The following is a 20,991-nucleotide window of genomic DNA, read 5'->3' on the forward strand; positions in this document are numbered from 1 at the left end:
ACATTACCTCTAATAACGTGGCAGGTGTTTTGATGAAACCGGCAAGGATACCTCAGACTGTCGCAGCACCGGAGCGTTGGGCGGAATTGCCCTGGGGTGAATACTATCGCGAGGCCTTAGAGCAACAACTGAAGCCCTGGCTTGCGAAAATGTATGGCTTTCACCTGCTTAAGATTGGCAATCTCAGCGCGGAAATCAATACCGAAAGCTGCGCTATCTCACATCAGGTCAATGTCTCGCTCGGCGGATCGCCGGTTCAGGTGAAAGCAGACCCATTGCATCTGCCATTTGCGGAAAAGTCCGTTGATGCGTGTTTGCTTGCCCATACACTGCCCTGGTGTAGCGATCCCCATCGCTTGCTGCGTGAAGCCGACCGTGTTCTGATTGATGATGGCTGGCTGGTACTCAGCGGGTTTAATCCTCTGAGTTTGATGGGCCTGCGCAAGCTGGTACCCGTGTTACGCAGAACTCCACCTTATAACAGCCGGATGTTCACGATGATGCGCCAGCTCGACTGGCTTTCACTGCTAAACTTTGAGGTGCTCTGCTACGGCGGTTTTCAGGTGCTCCCCTGGGCGCGGCAGGGAGGTGTACTGTTGAGCACGCATTTGCCCGCTTTAGGCTGCATGCAGTTCATCGTTGCACGTAAGCGCACTATCCCTCTTACGCTTAATCCAATGAAGCAGAGCAAAACGAAAACGCATATCCGTCAAACTGTTGGTGCAACGCGGCAATACAAAAAAACCGATTAAACGTCGGGCTGATAGCCCGCATCTTCATGTGCGGGATTGGATGCCGCAGCACGCGCCAGTTCGTCGCAGCGTTCGTTTTCCGGGTGACCGGCGTGGCCTTTAACCCATTCCCATTTAATCTCGTGCTGGCCCAGCGCCGCATCAAGACGTTTCCAGAGATCGACGTTCTTGACCGGCTTCTTATCAGCGGTCTTCCAGCCGCGTTTTTTCCAGTTATGGATCCACTGGGTTATCCCCTGACGTACGTACTGGCTATCGGTGCTTAACACCACGTCACAATGCTCTTTTAACGCCTCCAGTGCCACTATGGCCGCCATCAATTCCATTCGGTTGTTGGTGGTCAGAAAATAGCCTTCGCTAAAAGTTTTTTCGTGCTGGCGATAGCGCATAATCGCGCCATAGCCGCCAGGCCCTGGGTTGCCGAGACAAGATCCATCGGTGAAAATTTCTACCTGTTTACGCATCTCTGGTAGACTTCCTGTAATTGAAACGTTCAGTTAAACGATAAGTCTGACATAAATGACCGCTATGAGCACTGCAATTACTCGCCAGATTGTCCTCGATACCGAAACCACCGGTATGAACCAGATCGGCGCGCACTACGAAGGGCACAAGATTATCGAGATCGGTGCCGTTGAAGTGGTGAACCGTCGTCTTACGGGGAACAACTTCCACGTCTACCTCAAACCCGATCGGCTGGTAGATCCCGAAGCGTTCGGCGTTCACGGTATTGCCGATGAGTTCTTGCTGGATAAGCCGACTTTTGCGGATGTCGCTGACGAGTTCCTGGAATACATCAGGGGCGCGGAACTTGTCATCCATAACGCCTCGTTCGATATCGGCTTTATGGATTATGAATTCAGCAAGCTTAATCGTGATATCCCGAAGACAAACACCTTCTGTAAGGTAACAGACAGCCTGGCGCTGGCGAGGAAAATGTTCCCCGGCAAGCGTAACAGCCTTGATGCGCTCTGTTCCCGCTACGAAATAGACAATACCAAGCGAACGCTGCACGGGGCATTACTCGATGCCCAGATCCTGGCCGATGTCTATCTGACGATGACCGGTGGACAGACGTCAATGAAGTTCAGCATGGAAAATGAATCTCAGCAGACGCAGGGCGAGGCGGGAATTCAGCGTGTTGTCCGCCAGGCAAGTCGGTTGCGGGTTGTTTTAGCCAGTGATGAAGAGCTTCTTAATCACGAATCCCGACTCGATCTGGTGCTGAAGAAAGGTGGAAGTTGTATGTGGCGCGCCTGAAAAGCGCCGGAATGCTTGTAAAAACATCGTTTGGGCGATTTTTGCAGCAAACGATTCAAAACGTGAGAAAAAGCGTTGACGAGATCAGAGGCACACCGTAATATGCGCCTCGTTCCCCAAACGGGAACAGTGGAGCGGTAGTTCAGTCGGTTAGAATACCTGCCTGTCACGCAGGGGGTCGCGGGTTCGAGTCCCGTCCGTTCCGCCACTATTCAGAAGGCCTGAATCAGAAATGATTCAGGCCTTCGTCGTTTCCACTTTCCGAATTACCCTTCCTTCTGTTATTAACAAAAAGTTAATTTTAGCGGTGCAATTAATTAACATATGCACAACATTAGTGCGTTATTTGCACTGATACTGTGCATTTAACCTCCCGTCGTCTCTTCTGGCGTCTGTCGGAATGTGTCACTTTGTAAATATAAATCACGAAAAATCATCCTCTTATCACTCGCTTTCCAATAAACACCTGAACCAATTGAATATTGGTTTGGTTATTGCTTAATCATTAGCACGATAAGCTTCATTTCATATCAATAACTTATCGTTAATAAAAATAAAGTAATGATGAAAGCGAGCGAACCAATATGGAAAAACCGTCACGGTTTCTGGCAAATTCCAGCACCGCGCTTGAACAACTGCGCGGGTTAATCAACCAGCACGAGTCAACACCAGGCACTCCGCTGCCCACAGAACGTGAGCTATCGGAAACTCTCGGCGTAGGACGACGTGAAGTTCGTCGTGCGCTGGATGTGCTGGAAGAAGAGGGGCGCATCTGGCGTAAACAGGGCAAAGGGACTTTTATCGGTCCGGCTGCCCCGGTTGAACCGCTAGCCCTTCAGGGATTGGTTCAGCAAACCAACCTTCTGGAAGTGATGGAAGCTCGTCTGCAGCTCGAACCCGGCTTAGCCCGGCTTGCGGCACTGCGTGCCACCAGGGAAAACCTCGCGCTGATGCAGCGCATGCTGGAACGCATTGATAAGGTCAGCCCGGATGACCGCGATCTCAACGAACTGTGGGACAGCGCCTTTCACCGGGCGATTGCGGAAGCTGCGGGTAATCGCCTGATGCTCGGCCTGTTTGATGCCATTGATGCCGTCAGACGTGAACCGGGCTGGCAGCATCTGCGCGAATTAGCCCGCACCCCCGAACGCGTCGATAGCTACAACGACCACCATCACAAGATCATGTCTGCGATTATCCATCGCCAGCCTAATGAGGCCGCGGCCGCCATGCGCGAACACCTGCTCAGCCTGCAAACCGCCCTGATCCATGCTATCCACCTTGAGGACGACTTCACGCTATGACGACGATTCCGTTTAAGGACACTGCGCCTGTACTGAACCTGCATAATCTCAACGTTAAATTCGCCGGCTCGCCTGTGAGCGTCCTTGATGGTATTTCACTGATAATTAAAGCGGGCGAAACGCTGGCGCTGGTGGGAGAGTCTGGATGCGGAAAAAGTATCACCTCACTGGCGTTAATGGGGTTACTGCCCGCCAGCGCGCAGATCGTCAGCGGGGAGATGCAGTTTCGCCGTCACAATCTCCGCAAGCTTTCGCCTCGGGAATACGCTGACCTGCGTGGCAGCGAGCTGGCGATGATTTTCCAGGAGCCGATGACCTCGCTCAATCCGGCGTTTACGCTGGGGGACCAGCTTAGCGAAGCGGTCATGCGACACCAGAGTGTCTCGCGCGCAGAGGCGATGAATGTCGCGCTGCAGATCCTCGAGAAGGTACAGATCCCGGCGGCAGAGATGCGCCTGAAAGCATATCCCCACCAGCTTTCCGGCGGAATGCGCCAGCGCGTGATGATTGCGATGGCGCTGATTAACCACCCGAAACTGCTGATTGCCGATGAACCGACCACAGCCCTTGACGTGACGATCCAGGCGCAAATTCTCACCTTGCTGAACACCCTCAAAGAAGAGACCGGCACGGCGGTCCTGATGATCACTCACGATTTAGGCGTGGTGGCAGAAGTCGCCCAGCAGGTGGCGGTGATGTATGCCGGGCAGGTGGTGGAGCAGGGGAGCGTTGAGGCCATCTTTGCCGATCCGCAGCATCCGTACACCATCGGCCTGATGGGGTCGATTCCTTCTCTTGGGGCACGTAAGGGGCAGCTCTCCACCATTCCAGGCTCGGTGCCACTGCCAGAATTGATGCCGAAAGGCTGCCGTTTCGCTACCCGTTGCCCGTTTGCGCAGTCACGCTGCCATGATGAAAAACCTTCGCTCAATACGATCGGCGCGGGTCATCAGGTTGCCTGCTTCCGCGTGCCGCTGGAGCAACACATTGCCCTGGGAGAAATTGCATGACTACGCCCATTCTTGAAGCCCGTGACTTGAGCAAGCTCTTCCCCGGCCCGAAAAAACTGTTTACCCCGGCGAAGTTTGTCACGGCAGTCGATCGCGTTTCACTTTCCGTTATGCCGGGGGAAACGCTGGCGATTGTGGGTGAGTCTGGTTCCGGTAAATCTACACTCGGTCGTCTGCTGCTGCGTTTGCTGGCCGCCAGTGAAGGGCGTGTGTTTTACCAGGGGGAGGAGATCACGCATGCCTCGGGTGCTCGTCTGAATCAGCTCCGGCGCGAGCTGCAGATTATCTTTCAGGATCCCTTCGCCTCGCTGAACCCGCGCATGACGGTGGAGCAGATCGTCGGTGAACCGCTGTGGCTGCACCAGAACATGAAGAAAACGGACCGTCAGTACCGCGTCGCGGAGCTTCTTAAAACCGTAGGTTTGCCTGCCGCCTGGACTGGGCGCTATCCGCACGAGTTTTCCGGCGGGCAGCGCCAGCGTATCGGCATTGCGCGCGCGCTGGCCTCGGGACCGAAGCTGCTGCTGGGTGATGAGCCGGTATCCGCGCTGGATGTGTCCGTTCAGGCGCAGGTAGTGAACCTGCTCGAAAGCCTGAAGCACCAGCTGGGGCTGACGATGGTGATTGTCGCCCACGGCCTGGCCGTTATCCGCCACATGAGCGACCGCGTGGCGGTGATGTATCTTGGGCAAATCGTCGAGCTTGCGACTGTTGAAGAAATTTTTGATGCGCCGCTACACCCCTATACCCAGGCACTTATCGCCTCTGCGCCGCAGATGCAGCCAGGCGTTGAACGTGACGCGCCGCTGCTGCAGGGGGACTTACCGAACCCGTCCAGCCCACCATCTGGTTGCCGGTTCCACACCCGTTGCCCGTACGTCACCGACGAATGCCGCCAGGTGGAACCGATAAATCAGGTACTGGACGGTGGACGTCAGGTGGCCTGCCATCGCTGGCAGGACATTAATCGCGATCGCAGCGTTATCCAGATTGCTCCGCCATCTGCTGCCTTTCTGCGCCGCCGCGCGCTGTTTGAACACGCGGCATCTCACTCCTCCCTTCCTTTAAGGAACTCATGATAATGACAATGCGTAATTCTCTTTTGACCGTACTGGGAAGTGTCATGTTGCTCGGCGCGGCGCTGCCCGCCCATTCTGAAAGCGTGCTGCGAATTGGTCTGGGCGCTGACCCGGACATGCTCGACCCGCATCTGGCGCGCACCTACTATGGCCGCTTCGTGTTTGCCTCCCTGTGCGACAGGCTGGTGGACGTGGATGAAAACCTGAAGGTTATCCCCGGTCTGGCGAAAGATTGGGCGTGGAGCGACGACGGTAAAACCCTCACCCTGAATTTGCGCGAGGGCGTCACCTTCCACGACGGTGAGAAATTCGATGCTGCCGCCGCAAAATACAACCTCGACCGTGCCCTGACCTTAAAAGGCTCCCTGCGTAAAAGCGAGATTTCCTCCGTGGAGTCCGTTGAAGTCACTGGCCCGATGCAGATTGCCCTGCACCTGAAAACGCCGGACGCCGCGCTGCTGATGCAACTCACCGACCGCGCGGGCGCGATGATGGCACCCGAAGCGGCAAAAAAACCGGATTTTGCCGCGCATCCCGTCTGTTCCGGTCCGTATAAATTCGACAGCCGCGTGTCGCAGGACCGCATCGTCCTGACGCGTTTCGACAACTACTGGAACAAAGACGCCTACCACTTCGACAAAATTATCTATCTGCCGATCCCGGATGCCTCCGTGCGCCTCGCGAACCTGCGCGCGGGCGATCTCGACTTGACTGAAGGCATCGCCGCCAGCGACGTGAAGACTGTGGAAGCTGACAGCAAGCTGGCGCTGGCGAAGGTCACCGGTCTGGGTTATCAGGGCATTACCTTCAACATTAATAACGGGAAGGTGCCAGCGAACGATCCGTTCAAGGACGCCCGCGTGCGCGAGGCGTTTTCTCAGGCAATTGACCGCGATGCGCTAAATCAGGTGGTCTTTGAAGGGCTGTATTCGCCAGCCAACCAGGCGTTTTCAACGGTGAGCCCGTATCACGTCAACCTGCCGGTACCACCGCGCGATGTCGTCAAAGCCAAAGCGCTGCTGAAAGCGGCAGGCGTCGCCACGCCGCTGACCGTCAACCTGCTGGTGCCGAACAACCCAACATCGCAGCAGGTGGGCCAGGTGCTGCAGGCGATGGTCGCCGAGGCCGGATTTAACCTGAACCTGCAGATGACCGAATTCGCCACGCTGCTCGATCGCCAGCAGAGCGGTGACTATCAGCTGAGCTTCTCCGGCTGGTCCGGTCGTCCCGATCCGGATGGCAGCATCTTTGGCTTCATTAACAGCAAAGGCACTTTAAACGACGGACGTTACAGTAATGCTCAGGTAGATGAATGGTTGACTCAGGCGCGTCAGAGCACCGATCAGGCCGCACGCCAGCCGTTGTACGAGAAAGTGGTGAAGCAACTGCAAACCGATATGCCGATTGCCTACCTCTACTTCGAGCCGCGCATTTTTGGCCTGAACAAAAGCGTGCAGGGCTTTAAGCCGTACCCGGACGGCATCGTGCGTCTGGCCGGTTTGACGCTGGCGAAATAAACGTCCTGAGGAGAACCCATGCTGGAACTGATTTGCAAACGTCTGCTGCTGGCTATACCAACCCTGCTGCTGGTGAGCATGATGGTCTTCGGGCTACAAAAGCTGCTGCCCGGCGACCCGTTGATTGCCATGGCCGGCGAGGAGCGCGACCCGGCAGTCATCGCCCAGCTGCGTGCGGAGCTGAACCTCGATGCGCCAATCCCCGTGCAGTATTTTAACTGGCTGACGCGTGCGCTGCAGGGCGATCTGGGCGTCTCCTTACGCACGCACGAGCCGGTGACGCAGCTGATTGCCAGCAAGTTGCCGGTGACGCTGGAGTTGTCGCTACTGGCGATGATTATCGCGCTGGTGTTTGGCATCAGCATGGGGATCCTTGCGGCGGTGAACAAAAACAGCTGGGTCGATCATGGGGCGAACTTTGTGGCGATCTCGGGGATCTCAATACCGCACTTCTGGCTGGGGATCCTGCTGATTCTGGTCTTCTCGGTAAACCTGCAGTGGCTACCCGCGTCTGGCTACGTACCGTTCAGTGAAGATCCGCTCCAGAACCTGCGCACGCTGCTGCTGCCCGCGTCCGTGCTCGGAACCGGCCTGGCGGCGACGCTGATGCGCCACACCCGCGCCTCGATGATTGCGGTCCTGAAAGCAGATTACATCCGTACTGCACGGGCTAAGGGGCTGCTGCCTAAGGCGGTGATCCTTAAGCACGCGTTTCGCAACGCGCTGGTGCCGGTAATTACCCTCACCACGCTGCTGTTCGGCGAGCTGCTGGGCGGCGCGGTGCTGACCGAGCAGGTCTTCACTATTCCGGGCTTCGGTAAGATGATTGTCGACTCGGTATTTAACCGTGACTACGCGGTGGTGCAGGGTGTGGTGCTGATCGTGGCGATTGGCTTCCTGATGCTCAACCTGCTGGCCGACGTGCTCTACGTTCTTATCAACCCGAAAATGCGAGGTTAACCATGGCGGAACTGACGACTCAAACCGTTGTGCCTGCACTGCCGCGCGCTCAGAACCGGGTGCTGAAGAAATTCCTCGCCAATAAAAGCGCAGTAATTGGTGCGGTGATTGTGGGCTTCTTTGTATTGCTCGCGCTGCTGGCACCGTGGATTGCGCCGTTCGACCCGGTCAAAGCCAACTTCCTGGCGGTGCGCAAAGCACCGTCGGCGATGTACTGGTTCGGCACCGACGAGCTGGGGCGCGACATTTTATCCCGCATTATCTGGGGAGCACGCACCTCGCTGATGGCAGGCTGTATGTCGGTGGTGATTGCCGTTGTCATCGGCGTTCCGCTGGGGCTGGTGGCGGGTTACTTCCAGAAGATGTGGGATGGGGTGATCTCGCGCGTTATCGAGGCGCTACTGGCCTGTCCGTTCCTGATTATGGCGATCGCGCTGGGGGCGTTTTTGGGCCCGAGCCTGACCAACGCCATGATCGCCATCGGTCTTTCGGCGATGCCGATCTTCGCCCGCCTGACGCGCGGGCAGGTGATCGCCATCCGCAACGAAGAGTACATCGACGGTGCGCGGGCGATTGGCCTGCCGGACCGCTGGATCATCATCAAATACATCCTGCCGAATGTAATGTCACCGATCCTGGTGCAGGCCACGCTGGCGATTGCCTCGGCGATTATCGCCGAAGCCAGCCTCTCGTTTTTGGGGCTGGGACAGCAGCCGCCAAATCCGTCCTGGGGCTCGATGCTCAATACCGCGAAAGGTTTCCTGGAGCAGGCTCCGTGGATGTCCGTTTTCCCCGGCGTGGCGATTTTCCTTGCCGTGCAGGGCTTTAATTTACTCGGCGACGGGCTGCGCGATGCGCTCGATCCGCGCCACGACTAAGGAGTCATGATGACCAAAGCGCTTGATTTCACATCCGGTTATGATTCACGACGCCCACCGATGATGGGGCATAACGCCGTTGCTACCTCGCAGCCGCTGGCGGCACAGGCGGGGATGCGCATGTTACAACTGGGCGGTAATGCCGTCGACGCGGCCGTTGCTACGGCGATGGCGCTGACGGTGGTCGAGCCCACCGGGAATGGTATTGGTAGCGATGCCTTTGCCATTGTCTGGGATGGGGAAAAGCTCCACGGCCTTAATGCATCGGGCCGCTCACCTGCCAGCTGGCATGCCGATCTGTTTGCTGGCAAAACCGCAGTGCCGGAAATTGGCTGGGATGCGGTGACGGTACCGGGCGCGGTATCCGGCTGGGTCGCACTGGCGGAACGCTTTGGCACGCTGCCGCTGACCACCCTGGCACAGCCTGCGATTGATTACGCGCGCAACGGTTTTCCGGTCTCTCCGCTGATTGGTCATCTGTGGCAACGGGGCTACAACAAGCTGAAAGACCAGCCGGGCTTTAGTGCGTGTTTTGCCCCTGAGGGACGCGCCCCGCGTATTGGCGCAATATTCCGTAACCCGGCGCAGGCAAACTCGCTGGAGCTGATTGCCAAAACCAACGGCGAAGCGTTTTATCGCGGCGAGCTGGCGCAGAAAATTGCTGGCTTTGCCAAAGAACATGGCGCACATCTTACCGCCGACGATCTGGCAAACCATCGTGTAGACTGGGTTGAACTGTTGTCACGTGATTTTGCGGGCGGTTCGGTGCAGGAGTTGCCGCCAAACGGGCAGGGGATCGCCACGCTGATTGCGCTCGGCATTCTGGAGCAGTGCGGTATCGAAAAACACCACCCGGATTCCGTTCAGGCGCTGCACTTGTCTATTGAAGCAATGAAACTGGCGCTGGCCGATCTTGATCGCTACGTGGCGGATGAAGAGCACATGGAGTTCGCTGCCAAAGCGCTGCTGAGCGATAGCTATCTCAAATCGCGTGCAGCGCTTATCGATCAGAATAACGCCTCTGATTTCGTCTATGGTTCGCCGACGCAAAGCGGGACGGTCTACATCAGCACAGCGGATGCCAACGGCATGATGGTTTCGTTTATTCAGTCTAACTATATGGGCTTTGGCTCCGGGATTGTGGTGCCTGACACGGGGATCAGCCTGCAAAATCGCGGCTGTGGTTTTTCGCTGGATCCGAATCACCCGAACGCGCTGGCGGGCGGCAAGCGTCCGTTCCACACCATCATTCCTGGCTTTGCGATGGACGGTAAGGGAAAACCGCTGATGTCATTCGGCGTGATGGGCGGGCCAATGCAGGCGCAGGGGCACATGCAGATGGCGCTGCGCATTATGCTGCACGGACAAAACCCGCAGGCAGCTATCGACGCGCCGCGCTGGCGCGTGGTGCAGGGGAGAGAGGTGATCGTTGAGTCGACGTTCGATCGCAACACGATTGCGGCGCTACGCGAACGCGGGCATCAGATCGTGGTAGAAGATCCGCTTCAGGATTACAACTTTGGCGGTGCGCAGGTGATTTACCGTCTGCCGGAAGGGCATTACGTTGCCGCGACGGAAAGCCGCAAAGACGGGCAGGCATTAGTGAGTTAATGTTTTATCCGCCCTCTCCCAATGGGAGAGGGCGGTGGTGAGAGGAAAATTTCACCCAATACTAAACGGATCCGCATCCTGCCACGCCGGAAACTTCTCCCGATACTCCTTCAGTGCCGTCAGCGACAGCTCGGCATCAATGCGCGTCGCCTGATGTGGCTCGGCGGTGGCAATGATCTCGCCCTGCGGGTTCACCACCCGGCTGTCGCCACGATAGTGATGCCCGTTGCCGTCAGTCCCCACGCGGTTACAGCCCACCACGTATGCCTGGTTCTCAATCGCGCGCGCCACCAGCAGCGACTGCCAGTGGAGGGAGCGTGGCGCAGGCCAGTTGGCGACATACAGTGCTACGTCGTAATCGTTGCGGTTGCGTGACCACACCGGGAAGCGCAGGTCATAGCAGACCAGCGGCAGAATTCGCCAGCCTCGCCATTCGAACACCACGCGCTCGTTTCCGGCTTCATAGTGATGATGTTCATCCGCCATACGGAACAGGTGGCGTTTGTCGTAAAAATGCACTTTCCCTTCTGGTTCAACCAGCAGGAAGCGGTTCACCGGCTCGCGCTCGGTTTGCAGAGCGGCGCTGCCCGCGATCAGCGCGTTGGTCTGCTGCGCTTTGGCATGCATCCAGGCGACCACCTCTTCCTGCGGCATCGACTGTTTAGCCGCTTCCATCGCGAAGCCGGTGGTGAACATCTCCGGCAGGACAATCACATCACGCCCGGTAATACCTTCCAGTTGACGATCAAAGTGACGCAGGTTGGCGGGGCCATCCATCCACACTAACGGTTGCTGCAAAATCGAAATCTTCAGACCAGGCACAATTCAGACTCCTCAAACGACCACTTTTTGACACTGTAGCACGACATAACGAGAAAATGTGGCAATAAAAAACCCCGCGCATGGCGGGGTTTGTGCAAGCGAAACGCCTTATGCAGCTTCAGATTTGCGGTGTTTCTCCGGTAGCTTTACCGGCTGCGTCGCCAGCTCATCCGGTTCGAAATCATCCACGTTGATACTGCGCAGACGGCTCTCTTCAGCTTTCACCAGGATTGCAGCTTCATCCTTATCGATGATACCGCCCGCCAGGGCCTGTTTTGCCAGTTCGTCCAGACGGGTAAACGGCAGGTTTTTGCCCAGCTGTTTGCAGATCTTCTGATGAATCGGATCGGCAGCCATCACGTCCAGCAGCGCCTCTTCCAGCAGACCCACCGGGTTATGCGGGGTTGGAGCCAGATACTGACCACGACCGATACGTGAACGGGTTGCGCTCGGAACCTGCAGGATCTTCGCTACTTTGTGATCCAGCTTGTCGGATGGTGCCTGGTGATGACGACCGGTCGGGAAGATCACCACGCGCAGGGCTCCGGCCACAAAACGGTTCGGGAAGTTCGCCAGCAGATCGTCAATGGCCTGTTCTGCCTGATACATCGCATCCTGTACGCCCCAGTGGACCAGCGGCAGATCCGCTTCCTGACGACCTTCATCGTCGTAGCGTTTCAGGACCGCAGAGGCCAGGAACACCTGACTCAGCACATCTCCCAGACGTGCTGAGATACGTTCGCGACGCTTCAGGCTACCGCCCAGCACTGCCATAGAAACGTCAGACAGCAGAGCCAGGTTGGCGCTCAGACGGTTCAGCTGTTGATAGTAACGTTTCGTCGCATCACCGGTTGGCGTAGCGCTGGTACGGCCATTCGTCAGACCGAGCCAGAAGCTGCGCATCTTATTGCTACCCACATGACCAATATGTTTGAACAGCAGCTTATCGAAAGCATCTACGTCGTTGTTCTGCGCAGCGGCCATCTCTTCCAGCACGTATGGATGGCAGCGAATGGCGCCCTGACCGAAGATCATCATGCTGCGGGTCAGAATATTCGCCCCTTCAACGGTGATTGCGATAGGCGCGCCCTGATAACCACGGGCGAGGAAGTTACCTTCGCCGAGCATAATGCCTTTACCGCCCGCGATATCCATCGCGTCAATGATCGACTGCTGCGCACGGTGAGTACAGTGGTACTTCACGATTGCGGACAGTACAGCTGGTTTCTCGCCCAGCATAATGCCGTAGGTAATCAGGGAAGCTGCGGCATCCATTACGTAGGCGTTACCCGCGATACGTGCCAGCGGTTCTTCAATACCTTCCATCTTGCCGATGGAGATTTTGAACTGACGGCGGATGTGAGCGTACGCACCAATCCCCATCGCCACAGATTTCAGACCACCAGTGGAGTTTGACGGCAGGGTAATACCGCGACCTACAGACAGACATTCCACCAGCATGCGCCAGCCCTGACCGGCCATTTTCGGGCCACCGATGATGTAATCAATCGGTACAAAGATATCCTGACCACGCGTTGGACCGTTCTGGAACGGTACGTTCAGCGGGAAGTGACGACGACCAATTTCAACGCCCGGGGTAGAAGTTGGGATCAGCGCACAGGTAATACCCAGGTCTTCTTCTCCACCCAGCAGTTTCTGCGGGTCAGAGAGTTTAAACGCCAGACCGAGCACGGTGGCGATAGGTGCCAGAGTGATGTAGCGCTTGTTCCAGGTCAGGCGCATCCCGAGCACCTGCTCACCCTGCCATTCACCCATGCAAACCACGCCAGTATCCGGGATCGCACCCGCATCGGAGCCCGCTTCCGGGCTGGTCAGCGCGAAGCAAGGGATTTCCAGACCGCGTGCCAGGCGCGGCAGGTAGTGATCTTTCTGCTCTTCCGTACCGTAATGTTGCAGCAGTTCGCCCGGGCCTAAGGAGTTAGGTACGCCGACAGTGATGGCCAGGATCCCAGAGACGCCAGCCAGTTTTTGCAGGACACGGGCCTGAGCGTAAGCGGAGAATTCCAGACCACCGTACTCTTTCTTGATGATCATCGCGAAGAAGCGATGTTCTTTCAGGTACGCCCACAGTTCTGGCGGCAGATCGGCCATTTCATGGGTGATGGCGAAATCATTTGCCATACGGCACGCTTCTTCCACAGGGCCGTCAATAAAGGCCTGTTCTTCAGCAGTCAGACGTGGCTGTGGGTAGTTATGCAGCTTTTTCCAGTCCGGGTTACCCTGGAACAGGTCGCCTTCCCACCAGGTGGTGCCCGCATCAATCGCTTCTTTTTCAGTACGTGACATTGGCGGCATCACTTTGCGGAAACCTTTGAACACCGGGGCAGAAATCATGGATTTACGCATCGGGGCAAAGTTAAACGGCAGAAGAATGATAGCGAGTGGGACTAAAAGCCAGATATTCCAGAGACCTGCGACGCCAAGCGCAGCCGTCCAGGCCAGAAGAATCAGGCTGCTCAGGAATAAACTTACACGGTGATAGAACAACACACCGAGCAGAACAACGGTTGCGAGAATGCTCAAAATCATCATAAAGAAAAGCTCCCTTGCTTGTAGGAGGTCTGACCACTTGTGATGATATGGTTGTAGTTGATGTGAATTCTTTTAGCAATATGTTTACAAAATAATTACAACCTGGTTCACATTGTTCGTGTTTTAGCCGGCACAAAAAATCAAAACGCCGGGCGATTCGTATGGCTTTAGCTTCTCGCTTTTCCCGCTATCCGGTACACTCCACTGTGTTATTTCATCAATACTGAAGGATTATCCTCATGTACCAGGATCTTATTCGTAACGAACTGAACGAAGCGGCGGAAACGCTGGCTAACTTTCTGAAAGATGATGCCAATATTCACGCTATTCAGCGCGCGGCGGTCCTGCTGGCCGACAGTTTCAAAGCCGGGGGCAAAGTGCTCTCTTGCGGTAACGGCGGTTCCCACTGCGACGCCATGCACTTCGCAGAAGAGTTGACCGGGCGTTATCGCGAAAACCGTCCGGGTTACCCGGCGATTGCGATCTCTGATGTGAGCCATATCTCCTGCGTGAGCAACGATTTTGGCTACGACTACGTCTTCTCCCGCTATGTTGAAGCGGTCGGACGTGAAGGCGACGTGCTGCTGGGTATCTCTACCTCTGGTAACTCCGGTAACGTGATCAAAGCGATTGCTGCCGCGCGCGAAAAAGGGATGAAAGTCATCACCCTGACCGGTAAAGATGGCGGTAAAATGGCGGGTACGGCGGATATTGAAATTCGCGTTCCGCACTTCGGTTATGCTGACCGCATTCAGGAAATTCACATCAAAGTGATCCATATCCTGATCCAGCTGATCGAAAAAGAGATGGTTAAGTAAGACTTCGCTGGGGGCTGAATTGCCCCCGCTGTTGTGGAGGTGATGTATGTGCGAATTGCTCGGGATGAGCGCCAATGTGCCAACCGATATCTGCTTTAGTTTCACCGGGCTGGTTCAGCGTGGTGGAGGAACCGGGCCGCATAAAGACGGCTGGGGCATCACTTTCTACGAAGGCAAAGGGTGTCGCACGTTCAAAGATCCACAACCCAGCTTTAACTCACCGATCGCTAAACTGGTGCAGGACTATCCCATTAAATCCTGTTCGGTGATTGCCCACATCCGCCAGGCAAACCGTGGCGAAGTGGCGCTGGAAAATACCCATCCGTTTACCCGTGAACTGTGGGGCCGTAACTGGACCTATGCACACAATGGGCAACTCACGGGTTATAAATCACTGGAGACGGGCAATTTCCGCCCGGTTGGCGAAACCGACAGTGAAAAAGCCTTCTGCTGGTTACTGCACAAGCTGACGGAGCGCTATCCCCGCACGCCTGGTAACATGGCCGCCGTGTTTAAATACATCGCGAAGCTGGCGTCGGAGCTACGCGAAAAAGGCGTGTTTAACATGCTGCTCTCTGACGGGCGCTATGTGATGGCGTTCTGCTCGACAAATCTGTTCTGGATCACCCGTCGTGCACCGTTTGGCGTTGCGACCTTGCTCGATCAGGATGTGGAGATTGATTTTCAGAAGGAGACCACACCGAACGATGTGGTCACTGTCATTGCTACGCAACCGCTGACGGGCAACGAAACCTGGCAAAAGATTATGCCAGGCGAGTGGGTGCTATTTTGTCTCGGGGACCGTGTAATTTGACGCCAGTTGTGGATGGACGACTTCGTGGCTCAGCGGTTTGCTGACCACGTAACGGCCATCTACGATAGAGACCACTGGTGGCTTGTGGGTCTGCTCAAAGTAGTCGTAACCAGGTTTCAGCTGTTTCCAGAAATCCGCGTAGTAAGAGTACTTGTGGCGTGCCATGTTGGCATCGGTCATGCGGAACGGATAGATGCTGACCTGAACGTTAGGTTGCCCAAAGACCAGCGCGCCCGTCACGAACTGGAAAATCTCATCAATGCCGGAATCGGTCATCGCATAACAGCCGATAGACACGCAGGCACCGTGGATCATCAGGTATTTACCTTCATAACCGTGAGCACGGTCATAGGCATTCGGGAAGCCGATGTTAATGGCTTTATAGAAGCGGCTGTCAGGTTTGAGCTGGTTACGCTGAACGCTGTAAAACCCTTCCGGACTTTTGAAATCGCCCTGACGCTGTTTTGGCCCCAGCCCGCCGGAGTAGTTACAAATTTTGTAGCTATCAAGCAGCTGATAAGTCTCGCCCATTTTTACAAACAGATCGAGAGTGCGCTCTTCCTTGAAGATCTGAATATAAACCGGCGATCCCATTAACTGCTGTTTATATTCTTTGCTGATCGGCGTCGTTGAGCTATTACTGCTGAGCAGCCCGGCAAACGACATGCACGGAATCAGAAGCATCGCAATGAACAATGCGATTTTACGCATACTACTAGTTCCTTGATAAAACCATGACCAACTTGCCAGGACGGCAAAAGAGACCCAAAATCAGATTATTCTGTTAGGAGCGCTCACATTAGCACCGCCAGAGATTTTCGCAAGAGCCGGGCGGTGAGTTTACAAATTAGTTTTACTTTATAAACCATCACAATCGCGTTTGCGCCAGGAACTTTGCGCAATAGCTCGCAATTTGGCGCCCCCGACGGCGGATTACCTGCCCGTCAGAAGGTGAAAATGGTACACTCCGCGTCCACTGGATTGTTGTTTATGGAAACCTGCTAACCACATGTTTAAAATAAAAAAAGGACTTAATTTGCCGATTGCAGGCGTGCCTGAGCAGCTCGTCTCGTCAGGCGCAAGTGTCCGTCATGTTGCCATTTTAGGTGATGATTATCTGGGAATGCGTCCTTCTATGCTGGTGCAGGAGGGCGATCGCGTGATTAAAGGGCAGGCGCTCTTTGAGGACAAAAAAAATCCCGGCGTCATGTTCACGGCACCCGCAAGCGGCACTGTTGTCGCGATCAACCGCGGCGAACGCCGCGTTCTGCAGTCGGTGGTTATCCGTATTGAAGGCGATGAGCAGTGTGAATTTGCGCATTATGACGCCGCAGACCTCGCATCGCTGAGCCGTGACGCGGTTCAGGCTCAGCTTCTGGCGTCTGGTTTATGGACCGCGCTTCGCACGCGTCCTTTTAGCAAATCACCTGTTCCGGGTACGGAACCGGCCGCTATTTTTGTTACGGCAATCGACACCAACCCGCTCAGCGCAGACCCGCAACCGGTTATTCTGTCTCAGCGAAAAGCCTTTGATGCCGGGCTGACTATTTTAACCCGCCTGACCTCAGGAAAGGTCCACGTCTGTCAGGCTGGTGGCGGTAAGCTCGGTGGGCACCCGCAGGGGCAGGTGACATTTAATGAGTTTGCAGGCCCTCATCCCGCAGGTCTGGTCGGGACGCATATTCACTTTCTTGAACCCGTGAGCCTGACGAAACAGGTCTGGCACCTGAATTATCAGGATGTTATTGCCATCGGTACGCTGTTTACCACGGGTGAACTCAGGGCTGAACGGGTAATCGCCATCGGCGGGCCGCAAGCGGCCAACCCGCGTCTGGTGAAAACGCTGCTGGGCGCTGACATTAATGAACTGCTGGTGGGTGAAATAAAAGAGGGCGAAAATCGCCTGATCTCCGGCTCGGTTCTCAGTGGACGCCATGCCGTGAATGCGCACGCTTATCTGGGACGTTTCCATTTGCAGGTCAGCATTGTGCAGGAAGGGCGCGAGAAAGAGCTGTTTGGCTGGGTTCTGCCCGGTGCGGAAAAATACTCCGTCACCCGGACCACGCTGGGCCATTTCCTGCGCCATAAACTCTTTAACTTCTCGACCAGCACGCATGGCGGAGAGCGCGCGATGGTACCCATTGGCAACTACGAGCGCGTCATGCCGCTGGATATTCTGCCGACCATGCTGCTGCGCGATCTGCTCGCCGGCGATACCGACAGCGCTCAGGCATTGGGTTGCCTGGAGCTGGACGAAGAAGATCTGGCGCTTTGTACCTATGTTTGTCCGGGAAAATACGAATACGGACCCGTATTGCGCGAGGTGTTAACCCGCATTGAGCAGGAAGGATAACCGATGGGCTTAAAACACCTCTTTGAAAAAATTGAGCCGCACTTTACCGAAGGGAAGCTCAAAAAGTATTACCCGCTGTATGAAGCGACGACCACCATTTTTTACACGCCAGGCCTGGTGACGAAAGGCGCGGCACACGTTCGCGATGCCATCGATCTGAAGCGAATGATGATTCTGGTGTGGTTTGCGGTCTTCCCGGCCATGTTCTGGGGCATGTACAACGTGGGGCTGCAGACCATTCCTGCACTGCATCATCTGTACGATGCTCAGCAGCTGGCGCAGGTGATCCAGTCTGACTGGCACTACCGTCTGGCGCAGTCATTGGGCGTGAGCTTTGCGTCAGATGCGGGCTGGGTCAGCATGATGACGCTGGGGGCGGTGTTCTTCCTGCCGATCTACATCACGGTATTTATCGTGGGTGGCTTCTGGGAAGTGCTGTTTGCCATCATCCGTAAACATGAGATCAACGAAGGCTTCTTTGTTACTTCCATTCTTTTTGCCCTGATTGTTCCGCCAACATTACCGCTCTGGCAGGCTGCGCTGGGGATTAGCTTTGGTGTGGTGATTGCGAAAGAGATCTTCGGCGGGACCGGGCGTAACTTCCTCAACCCTGCGCTGGCGGGACGTGCGTTCCTGTTCTTTGCCTATCCTGCGCAAATCTCAGGCGATCTGGTATGGACAGCGGCGGATGGTTTCTCCGGTGCGACACCTCTTTCTCAGTGGGCGGCACACGGGGGCGAAACGCTGGTTAACAACGCGACAGGCCAGCCTGTTACCTGGTTTGATGCCTTTATTGGCAACATACCGGGCTCCATTGGGGAAGTCTCTACGCTGATGATTTTGCTGGGTGGTGCGATCATTCTTTTCGGTCGCGTGGCCTCCTGGCGGATTGTTGCCGGTGTGATGATCGGCATGGTGCTGACCGCCACGATGTTCAATGTGATCGGTTCGACTACCAATCCGATGTTCTCCATGCCGTGGTACTGGCATCTGGTGTTGGGGGGCTTCGCATTCGGCATGATGTTTATGGCGACCGATCCCGTCTCTGCCTCGTTTACCGATAAAGGTAAATGGAGCTATGGCGTGCTCATTGGTGCGATGTGTGTCCTGATTCGTGTGGTCAACCCGGCGTATCCGGAAGGGATGATGTTGGCCATTCTGTTTGCCAACCTGTTTGCGCCACTTTTCGATTATCTGGTGGTGCGTGCCAATATTCAGCGGAGGAAGGCGCGTGGCTGAAGTTAAAAATAACGACAGCATCAGCAAAACGCTGCTGGTGGTGCTGGTGCTCTGCCTTGTCTGTTCCATTGTGGTGGCCGGTTCTGCCGTGGGGTTAAAGCCGCGACAGCAGGAGCAGCGCGCGCTGGATAAACAGCGCAATATCCTGGCTGTTGCCGGGCTGATGCAGGAAGGTATGAATGCCGACGACGTCTCTGCAGTCTTTTCTGAGCGTATTACCGCGCGTCTGGTGGATTTAAAAACCGGGCAACTGCTGGATAAAGATCCGGCGAAATACAACCAGTCGCTGGCATTAAAAGACCCGCAGATGAGCCTGACGCTGGACGCCTCACAGGATCCGGCTGGCATCAAGCGTCGCAGTAATCTTGCCGAAATCTATCTCGTGCGCGATGAACAAAAACGGGTGCAGGAAGTGGTAGTGCCTATCTACGGCAACGGTCTGTGGTCGATGATGTACGCCTTTGTGGCGCTTGATACGGATGGTCGCACTGTGAAAGGCATTACGTACTATGACCAGGGCGAAACGCCGGGGCTCGGCGGTGAAGTGGAGAACCCTAACTGGCGGGCACAGTTTGTCGGCAAGAAAGTGCTCGACGATAACGGTCTGCCTGCGCTGAAGGTAATGAAAGGGGCTGCTCGTCCCGGTGACGACTACGCCGTCGACGGGCTCTCCGGTGCCACGCTCACCTCAAAAGGTGTGCAGCACAGTTTTGATTTCTGGATGGGCGAGCTGGGCTTTGGTCCTTTCCTGAAAAACGTACGTGAAGGAGCGCTGAACAATGGCTGATACCGGTGAACTGAAAGAAGTCAAAAAGGTGCTCATTGGCCCGTTGCTCGCCAATAACCCGATCACGCTGCAGGTACTGGGTGTCTGTTCAGCTCTGGCGGTGACGACCAAGCTGGAAACAGCGGTAGTGATGACGTTGGCAGTCACGCTGGTTACCGCGTTTTCCAGCATGTTTATCTCCATGATCCGTCACCACATTCCCAACAGCGTGAGGATCATTGTGCAGATGGCGATCATCGCCTCGCTGGTGATCGTGGTCGATCAGCTATTGCGCGCCTTCGCCTATGAAACCTCCAAACAGCTGTCGGTGTTTGTCGGCCTGATTATCACCAACTGTATCGTGATGGGGCGTGCGGAAGCCTACGCTATGAAAATGCCGCCGCTGGCGAGCTTTATGGACGGTATAGGTAACGGCCTCGGCTACGGTGTGATCCTGCTGACCGTGGGGTTCCTGCGAGAGCTGATTGGCAGCGGCAAGCTGTTTGGCATCACGGTGCTGGACACGGTGCAGAACGGCGGCTGGTATCTGCCAAACGGCCTGTTCCTGCTGGCTCCTAGCGCATTTTTCATTATCGGTTTGCTGATCTGGCTGATTCGTACTTTGAGACCAGAACAGCAGGAAAAGGAGTAACCGACAATGGCTCATTACCTGAGTTTATTTGTGCGTGCGGTGTTTGTTGAAAACATGGCGCTCGCGTTCTTCCTCGGCATGTGTACGTTCCTTGCCGTGTCCAAGAAGGTCTCGACGGCATTTGGCCTGGGCGTAGCGGTTACCGTGGTGCTCGGCTTATCGGTGCCGATCAACAACCTGGTATACAACTTTGTACTGCGGGACGGCGCGCTGGTGGAAGGCGTTGATCTCAGCTTCCTGAACTTCATCACCTTTATCGGTGTGATTGCGGCGCTGGTGCAAATCCTTGAGATGATCCTCGATAAGTATTTCCCGTCGCTATACAACGCGCTGGGGATCTTCCTGCCGTTGATCGCGGTGAACTGCGCCATCTTCGGCGGCGTCTCGTTTATGGTTCAGCGTGATTACAACTTCAGTGAATCCGTGGTGTACGGTTTCGGTTCTGGCATTGGCTGGATGCTGGCGATTGTCACCATGGCGGGGATCCGCGAAAAAATGAAATATGCCAACGTGCCTGCAGGCCTGCGTGGCTTAGGGATCACCTTTATCACCACCGGGCTGATGGCGCTGGGCTTTATGTCCTTCTCCGGTGTGCAGCTATAA

Annotated in this window: 20 protein-coding genes and 1 tRNA gene; 17 read left to right on the plus strand and 4 right to left on the minus strand. The window is 55.7% G+C overall.

All coding sequences use genetic code 11. The features are described 5' to 3' along the window. Nucleotides 1–32 precede the first annotated feature (32 nt). Nucleotides 33–752, plus strand: coding sequence for a class I SAM-dependent methyltransferase (locus ACLHV9_RS04385; RefSeq protein WP_108090748.1), 720 nt, complete (start codon nt 33–35; stop codon nt 750–752). Here ACLHV9_RS04385 and rnhA read toward each other — a convergent pair. Further along, a complete protein-coding gene (gene rnhA / locus ACLHV9_RS04390) occupies nt 749–1,216 on the minus strand; it encodes a ribonuclease HI (protein ID WP_028017739.1) in 468 nt (155 codons plus the stop codon). The genes ACLHV9_RS04385 and rnhA overlap by 4 nt on opposite strands. 64 nt (nt 1,217–1,280) lie before the next feature. On the opposite strand from rnhA, the gene dnaQ reads away from it, so the two are divergent. The 9 genes from dnaQ to ACLHV9_RS04435 all read left to right on the plus strand — a co-directional run bounded on the left by dnaQ (nt 1,281) and on the right by ACLHV9_RS04435 (nt 10,371). Further along, nucleotides 1,281–2,012 (plus strand): DNA polymerase III subunit epsilon, encoded by a 732-nt coding sequence (dnaQ, locus tag ACLHV9_RS04395; RefSeq protein ID WP_075204687.1) that lies wholly within the window; start codon nt 1,281–1,283, stop codon nt 2,010–2,012. A 131-nt stretch (nt 2,013–2,143) separates the two neighbouring features. Next, nucleotides 2,144–2,220 (plus strand) — tRNA-Asp (locus ACLHV9_RS04400). A gap of 376 nt (nt 2,221–2,596) precedes the next feature. Beyond that, nucleotides 2,597–3,316 carry a FadR/GntR family transcriptional regulator gene (locus tag ACLHV9_RS04405; protein WP_108090747.1) on the plus strand — a complete coding sequence of 240 codons (720 nt, stop codon included), beginning with the start codon at nt 2,597–2,599 and terminating at the stop codon, nt 3,314–3,316. Further along, on the plus strand, nt 3,313–4,326 hold the full coding sequence (locus tag ACLHV9_RS04410; protein ID WP_108090746.1) for an ABC transporter ATP-binding protein: 1,014 nt from the start codon (nt 3,313–3,315) through the stop codon (nt 4,324–4,326). The genes ACLHV9_RS04405 and ACLHV9_RS04410 overlap by 4 nt, the downstream gene beginning before the upstream one ends. Beyond that, the gene (locus ACLHV9_RS04415; protein WP_108090745.1) at nt 4,323–5,405 is read left to right on the plus strand and encodes an ABC transporter ATP-binding protein; all 1,083 of its coding nucleotides are present in this window, start codon (nt 4,323–4,325) and stop codon (nt 5,403–5,405) included. Before ACLHV9_RS04410 ends, ACLHV9_RS04415 begins: the two co-directional genes overlap by 4 nt. Before the next feature lie 2 nt (nt 5,406–5,407). Continuing rightward, complete coding sequence (locus ACLHV9_RS04420) at nt 5,408–6,922, plus strand: ABC transporter substrate-binding protein (protein ID WP_176691080.1); 1,515 nt, start codon at nt 5,408–5,410, stop codon at nt 6,920–6,922. Nucleotides 6,923–6,940: 18 nt separating this feature from the next. Then, on the plus strand, nt 6,941–7,882 hold the full coding sequence (locus tag ACLHV9_RS04425; RefSeq protein WP_028017733.1) for an ABC transporter permease: 942 nt from the start codon (nt 6,941–6,943) through the stop codon (nt 7,880–7,882). 2 nt (nt 7,883–7,884) lie between these two features. Continuing rightward, nucleotides 7,885–8,760, plus strand: coding sequence for an ABC transporter permease (locus ACLHV9_RS04430; protein WP_134707172.1), 876 nt, complete (start codon nt 7,885–7,887; stop codon nt 8,758–8,760). Nucleotides 8,761–8,769: 9 nt separating this feature from the next. Further along, on the plus strand, nt 8,770–10,371 hold the full coding sequence (locus tag ACLHV9_RS04435; protein WP_407221166.1) for a gamma-glutamyltransferase family protein: 1,602 nt from the start codon (nt 8,770–8,772) through the stop codon (nt 10,369–10,371). A gap of 51 nt (nt 10,372–10,422) precedes the next feature. Here the strand turns inward: ACLHV9_RS04435 and ACLHV9_RS04440 are convergent, their stop codons facing one another. Together ACLHV9_RS04440 and fadE are read right to left on the minus strand one after the other, a co-directional pair. Beyond that, the gene (locus ACLHV9_RS04440; RefSeq protein ID WP_407220197.1) at nt 10,423–11,193 is read right to left on the minus strand and encodes an amidohydrolase; all 771 of its coding nucleotides are present in this window, start codon (nt 11,191–11,193) and stop codon (nt 10,423–10,425) included. A 108-nt stretch (nt 11,194–11,301) separates the two neighbouring features. Next, entirely contained in the window at nt 11,302–13,746 is a 2,445-nt protein-coding gene (gene fadE, locus ACLHV9_RS04445) for an acyl-CoA dehydrogenase FadE (protein WP_028017729.1), read from the minus strand. 239 nt (nt 13,747–13,985) lie between these two features. Here fadE and lpcA point away from each other — a divergent pair, with 239 nt between their 5' ends. Together lpcA and ACLHV9_RS04455 are read left to right on the plus strand one after the other, a co-directional pair. Further along, a complete protein-coding gene (gene lpcA / locus ACLHV9_RS04450) occupies nt 13,986–14,564 on the plus strand; it encodes a D-sedoheptulose 7-phosphate isomerase (protein ID WP_028017728.1) in 579 nt (192 codons plus the stop codon). A 46-nt stretch (nt 14,565–14,610) separates the two neighbouring features. Beyond that, nucleotides 14,611–15,378: a class II glutamine amidotransferase gene (locus tag ACLHV9_RS04455; RefSeq protein WP_407220198.1), complete on the plus strand. Its 768-nt coding sequence runs from the start codon at nt 14,611–14,613 to the stop codon at nt 15,376–15,378. Here ACLHV9_RS04455 and dpaA read toward each other — a convergent pair. Further along, nucleotides 15,349–16,089: a peptidoglycan meso-diaminopimelic acid protein amidase gene (gene dpaA, locus ACLHV9_RS04460; protein WP_028017726.1), complete on the minus strand. Its 741-nt coding sequence runs from the start codon at nt 16,087–16,089 to the stop codon at nt 15,349–15,351. The two genes, ACLHV9_RS04455 and dpaA, sit on opposite strands and share 30 nt — an antisense overlap. 298 nt (nt 16,090–16,387) lie before the next feature. On the opposite strand from dpaA, the gene ACLHV9_RS04465 reads away from it, so the two are divergent. Genes ACLHV9_RS04465 through nqrE form a run of 5 tightly spaced genes read left to right on the plus strand, consistent with a single transcriptional unit; the run spans nt 16,388 to nt 20,991 of the window. Further along, complete coding sequence (locus tag ACLHV9_RS04465; protein ID WP_028017725.1) at nt 16,388–17,731, plus strand: Na(+)-translocating NADH-quinone reductase subunit A; 1,344 nt, start codon at nt 16,388–16,390, stop codon at nt 17,729–17,731. A 3-nt stretch (nt 17,732–17,734) separates the two neighbouring features. Further along, on the plus strand, nt 17,735–18,970 hold the full coding sequence (locus ACLHV9_RS04470; protein WP_129323778.1) for an NADH:ubiquinone reductase (Na(+)-transporting) subunit B: 1,236 nt from the start codon (nt 17,735–17,737) through the stop codon (nt 18,968–18,970). After that, complete coding sequence (locus ACLHV9_RS04475; RefSeq protein WP_049007187.1) at nt 18,963–19,757, plus strand: Na(+)-translocating NADH-quinone reductase subunit C; 795 nt, start codon at nt 18,963–18,965, stop codon at nt 19,755–19,757. The genes ACLHV9_RS04470 and ACLHV9_RS04475 overlap by 8 nt, the downstream gene beginning before the upstream one ends. Next, on the plus strand, nt 19,750–20,388 hold the full coding sequence (locus tag ACLHV9_RS04480) for an NADH:ubiquinone reductase (Na(+)-transporting) subunit D (RefSeq protein ID WP_008500256.1): 639 nt from the start codon (nt 19,750–19,752) through the stop codon (nt 20,386–20,388). The genes ACLHV9_RS04475 and ACLHV9_RS04480 overlap by 8 nt, the downstream gene beginning before the upstream one ends. Nucleotides 20,389–20,394: 6 nt before the next feature. After that, entirely contained in the window at nt 20,395–20,991 is a 597-nt protein-coding gene (gene nqrE / locus ACLHV9_RS04485; protein ID WP_023334613.1) for an NADH:ubiquinone reductase (Na(+)-transporting) subunit E, read from the plus strand.

Source organism: Enterobacter sp. CPE_E890 (assembly GCF_046521475.1).
Lineage (GTDB): Bacteria > Pseudomonadota > Gammaproteobacteria > Enterobacterales > Enterobacteriaceae > Enterobacter > Enterobacter adelaidei.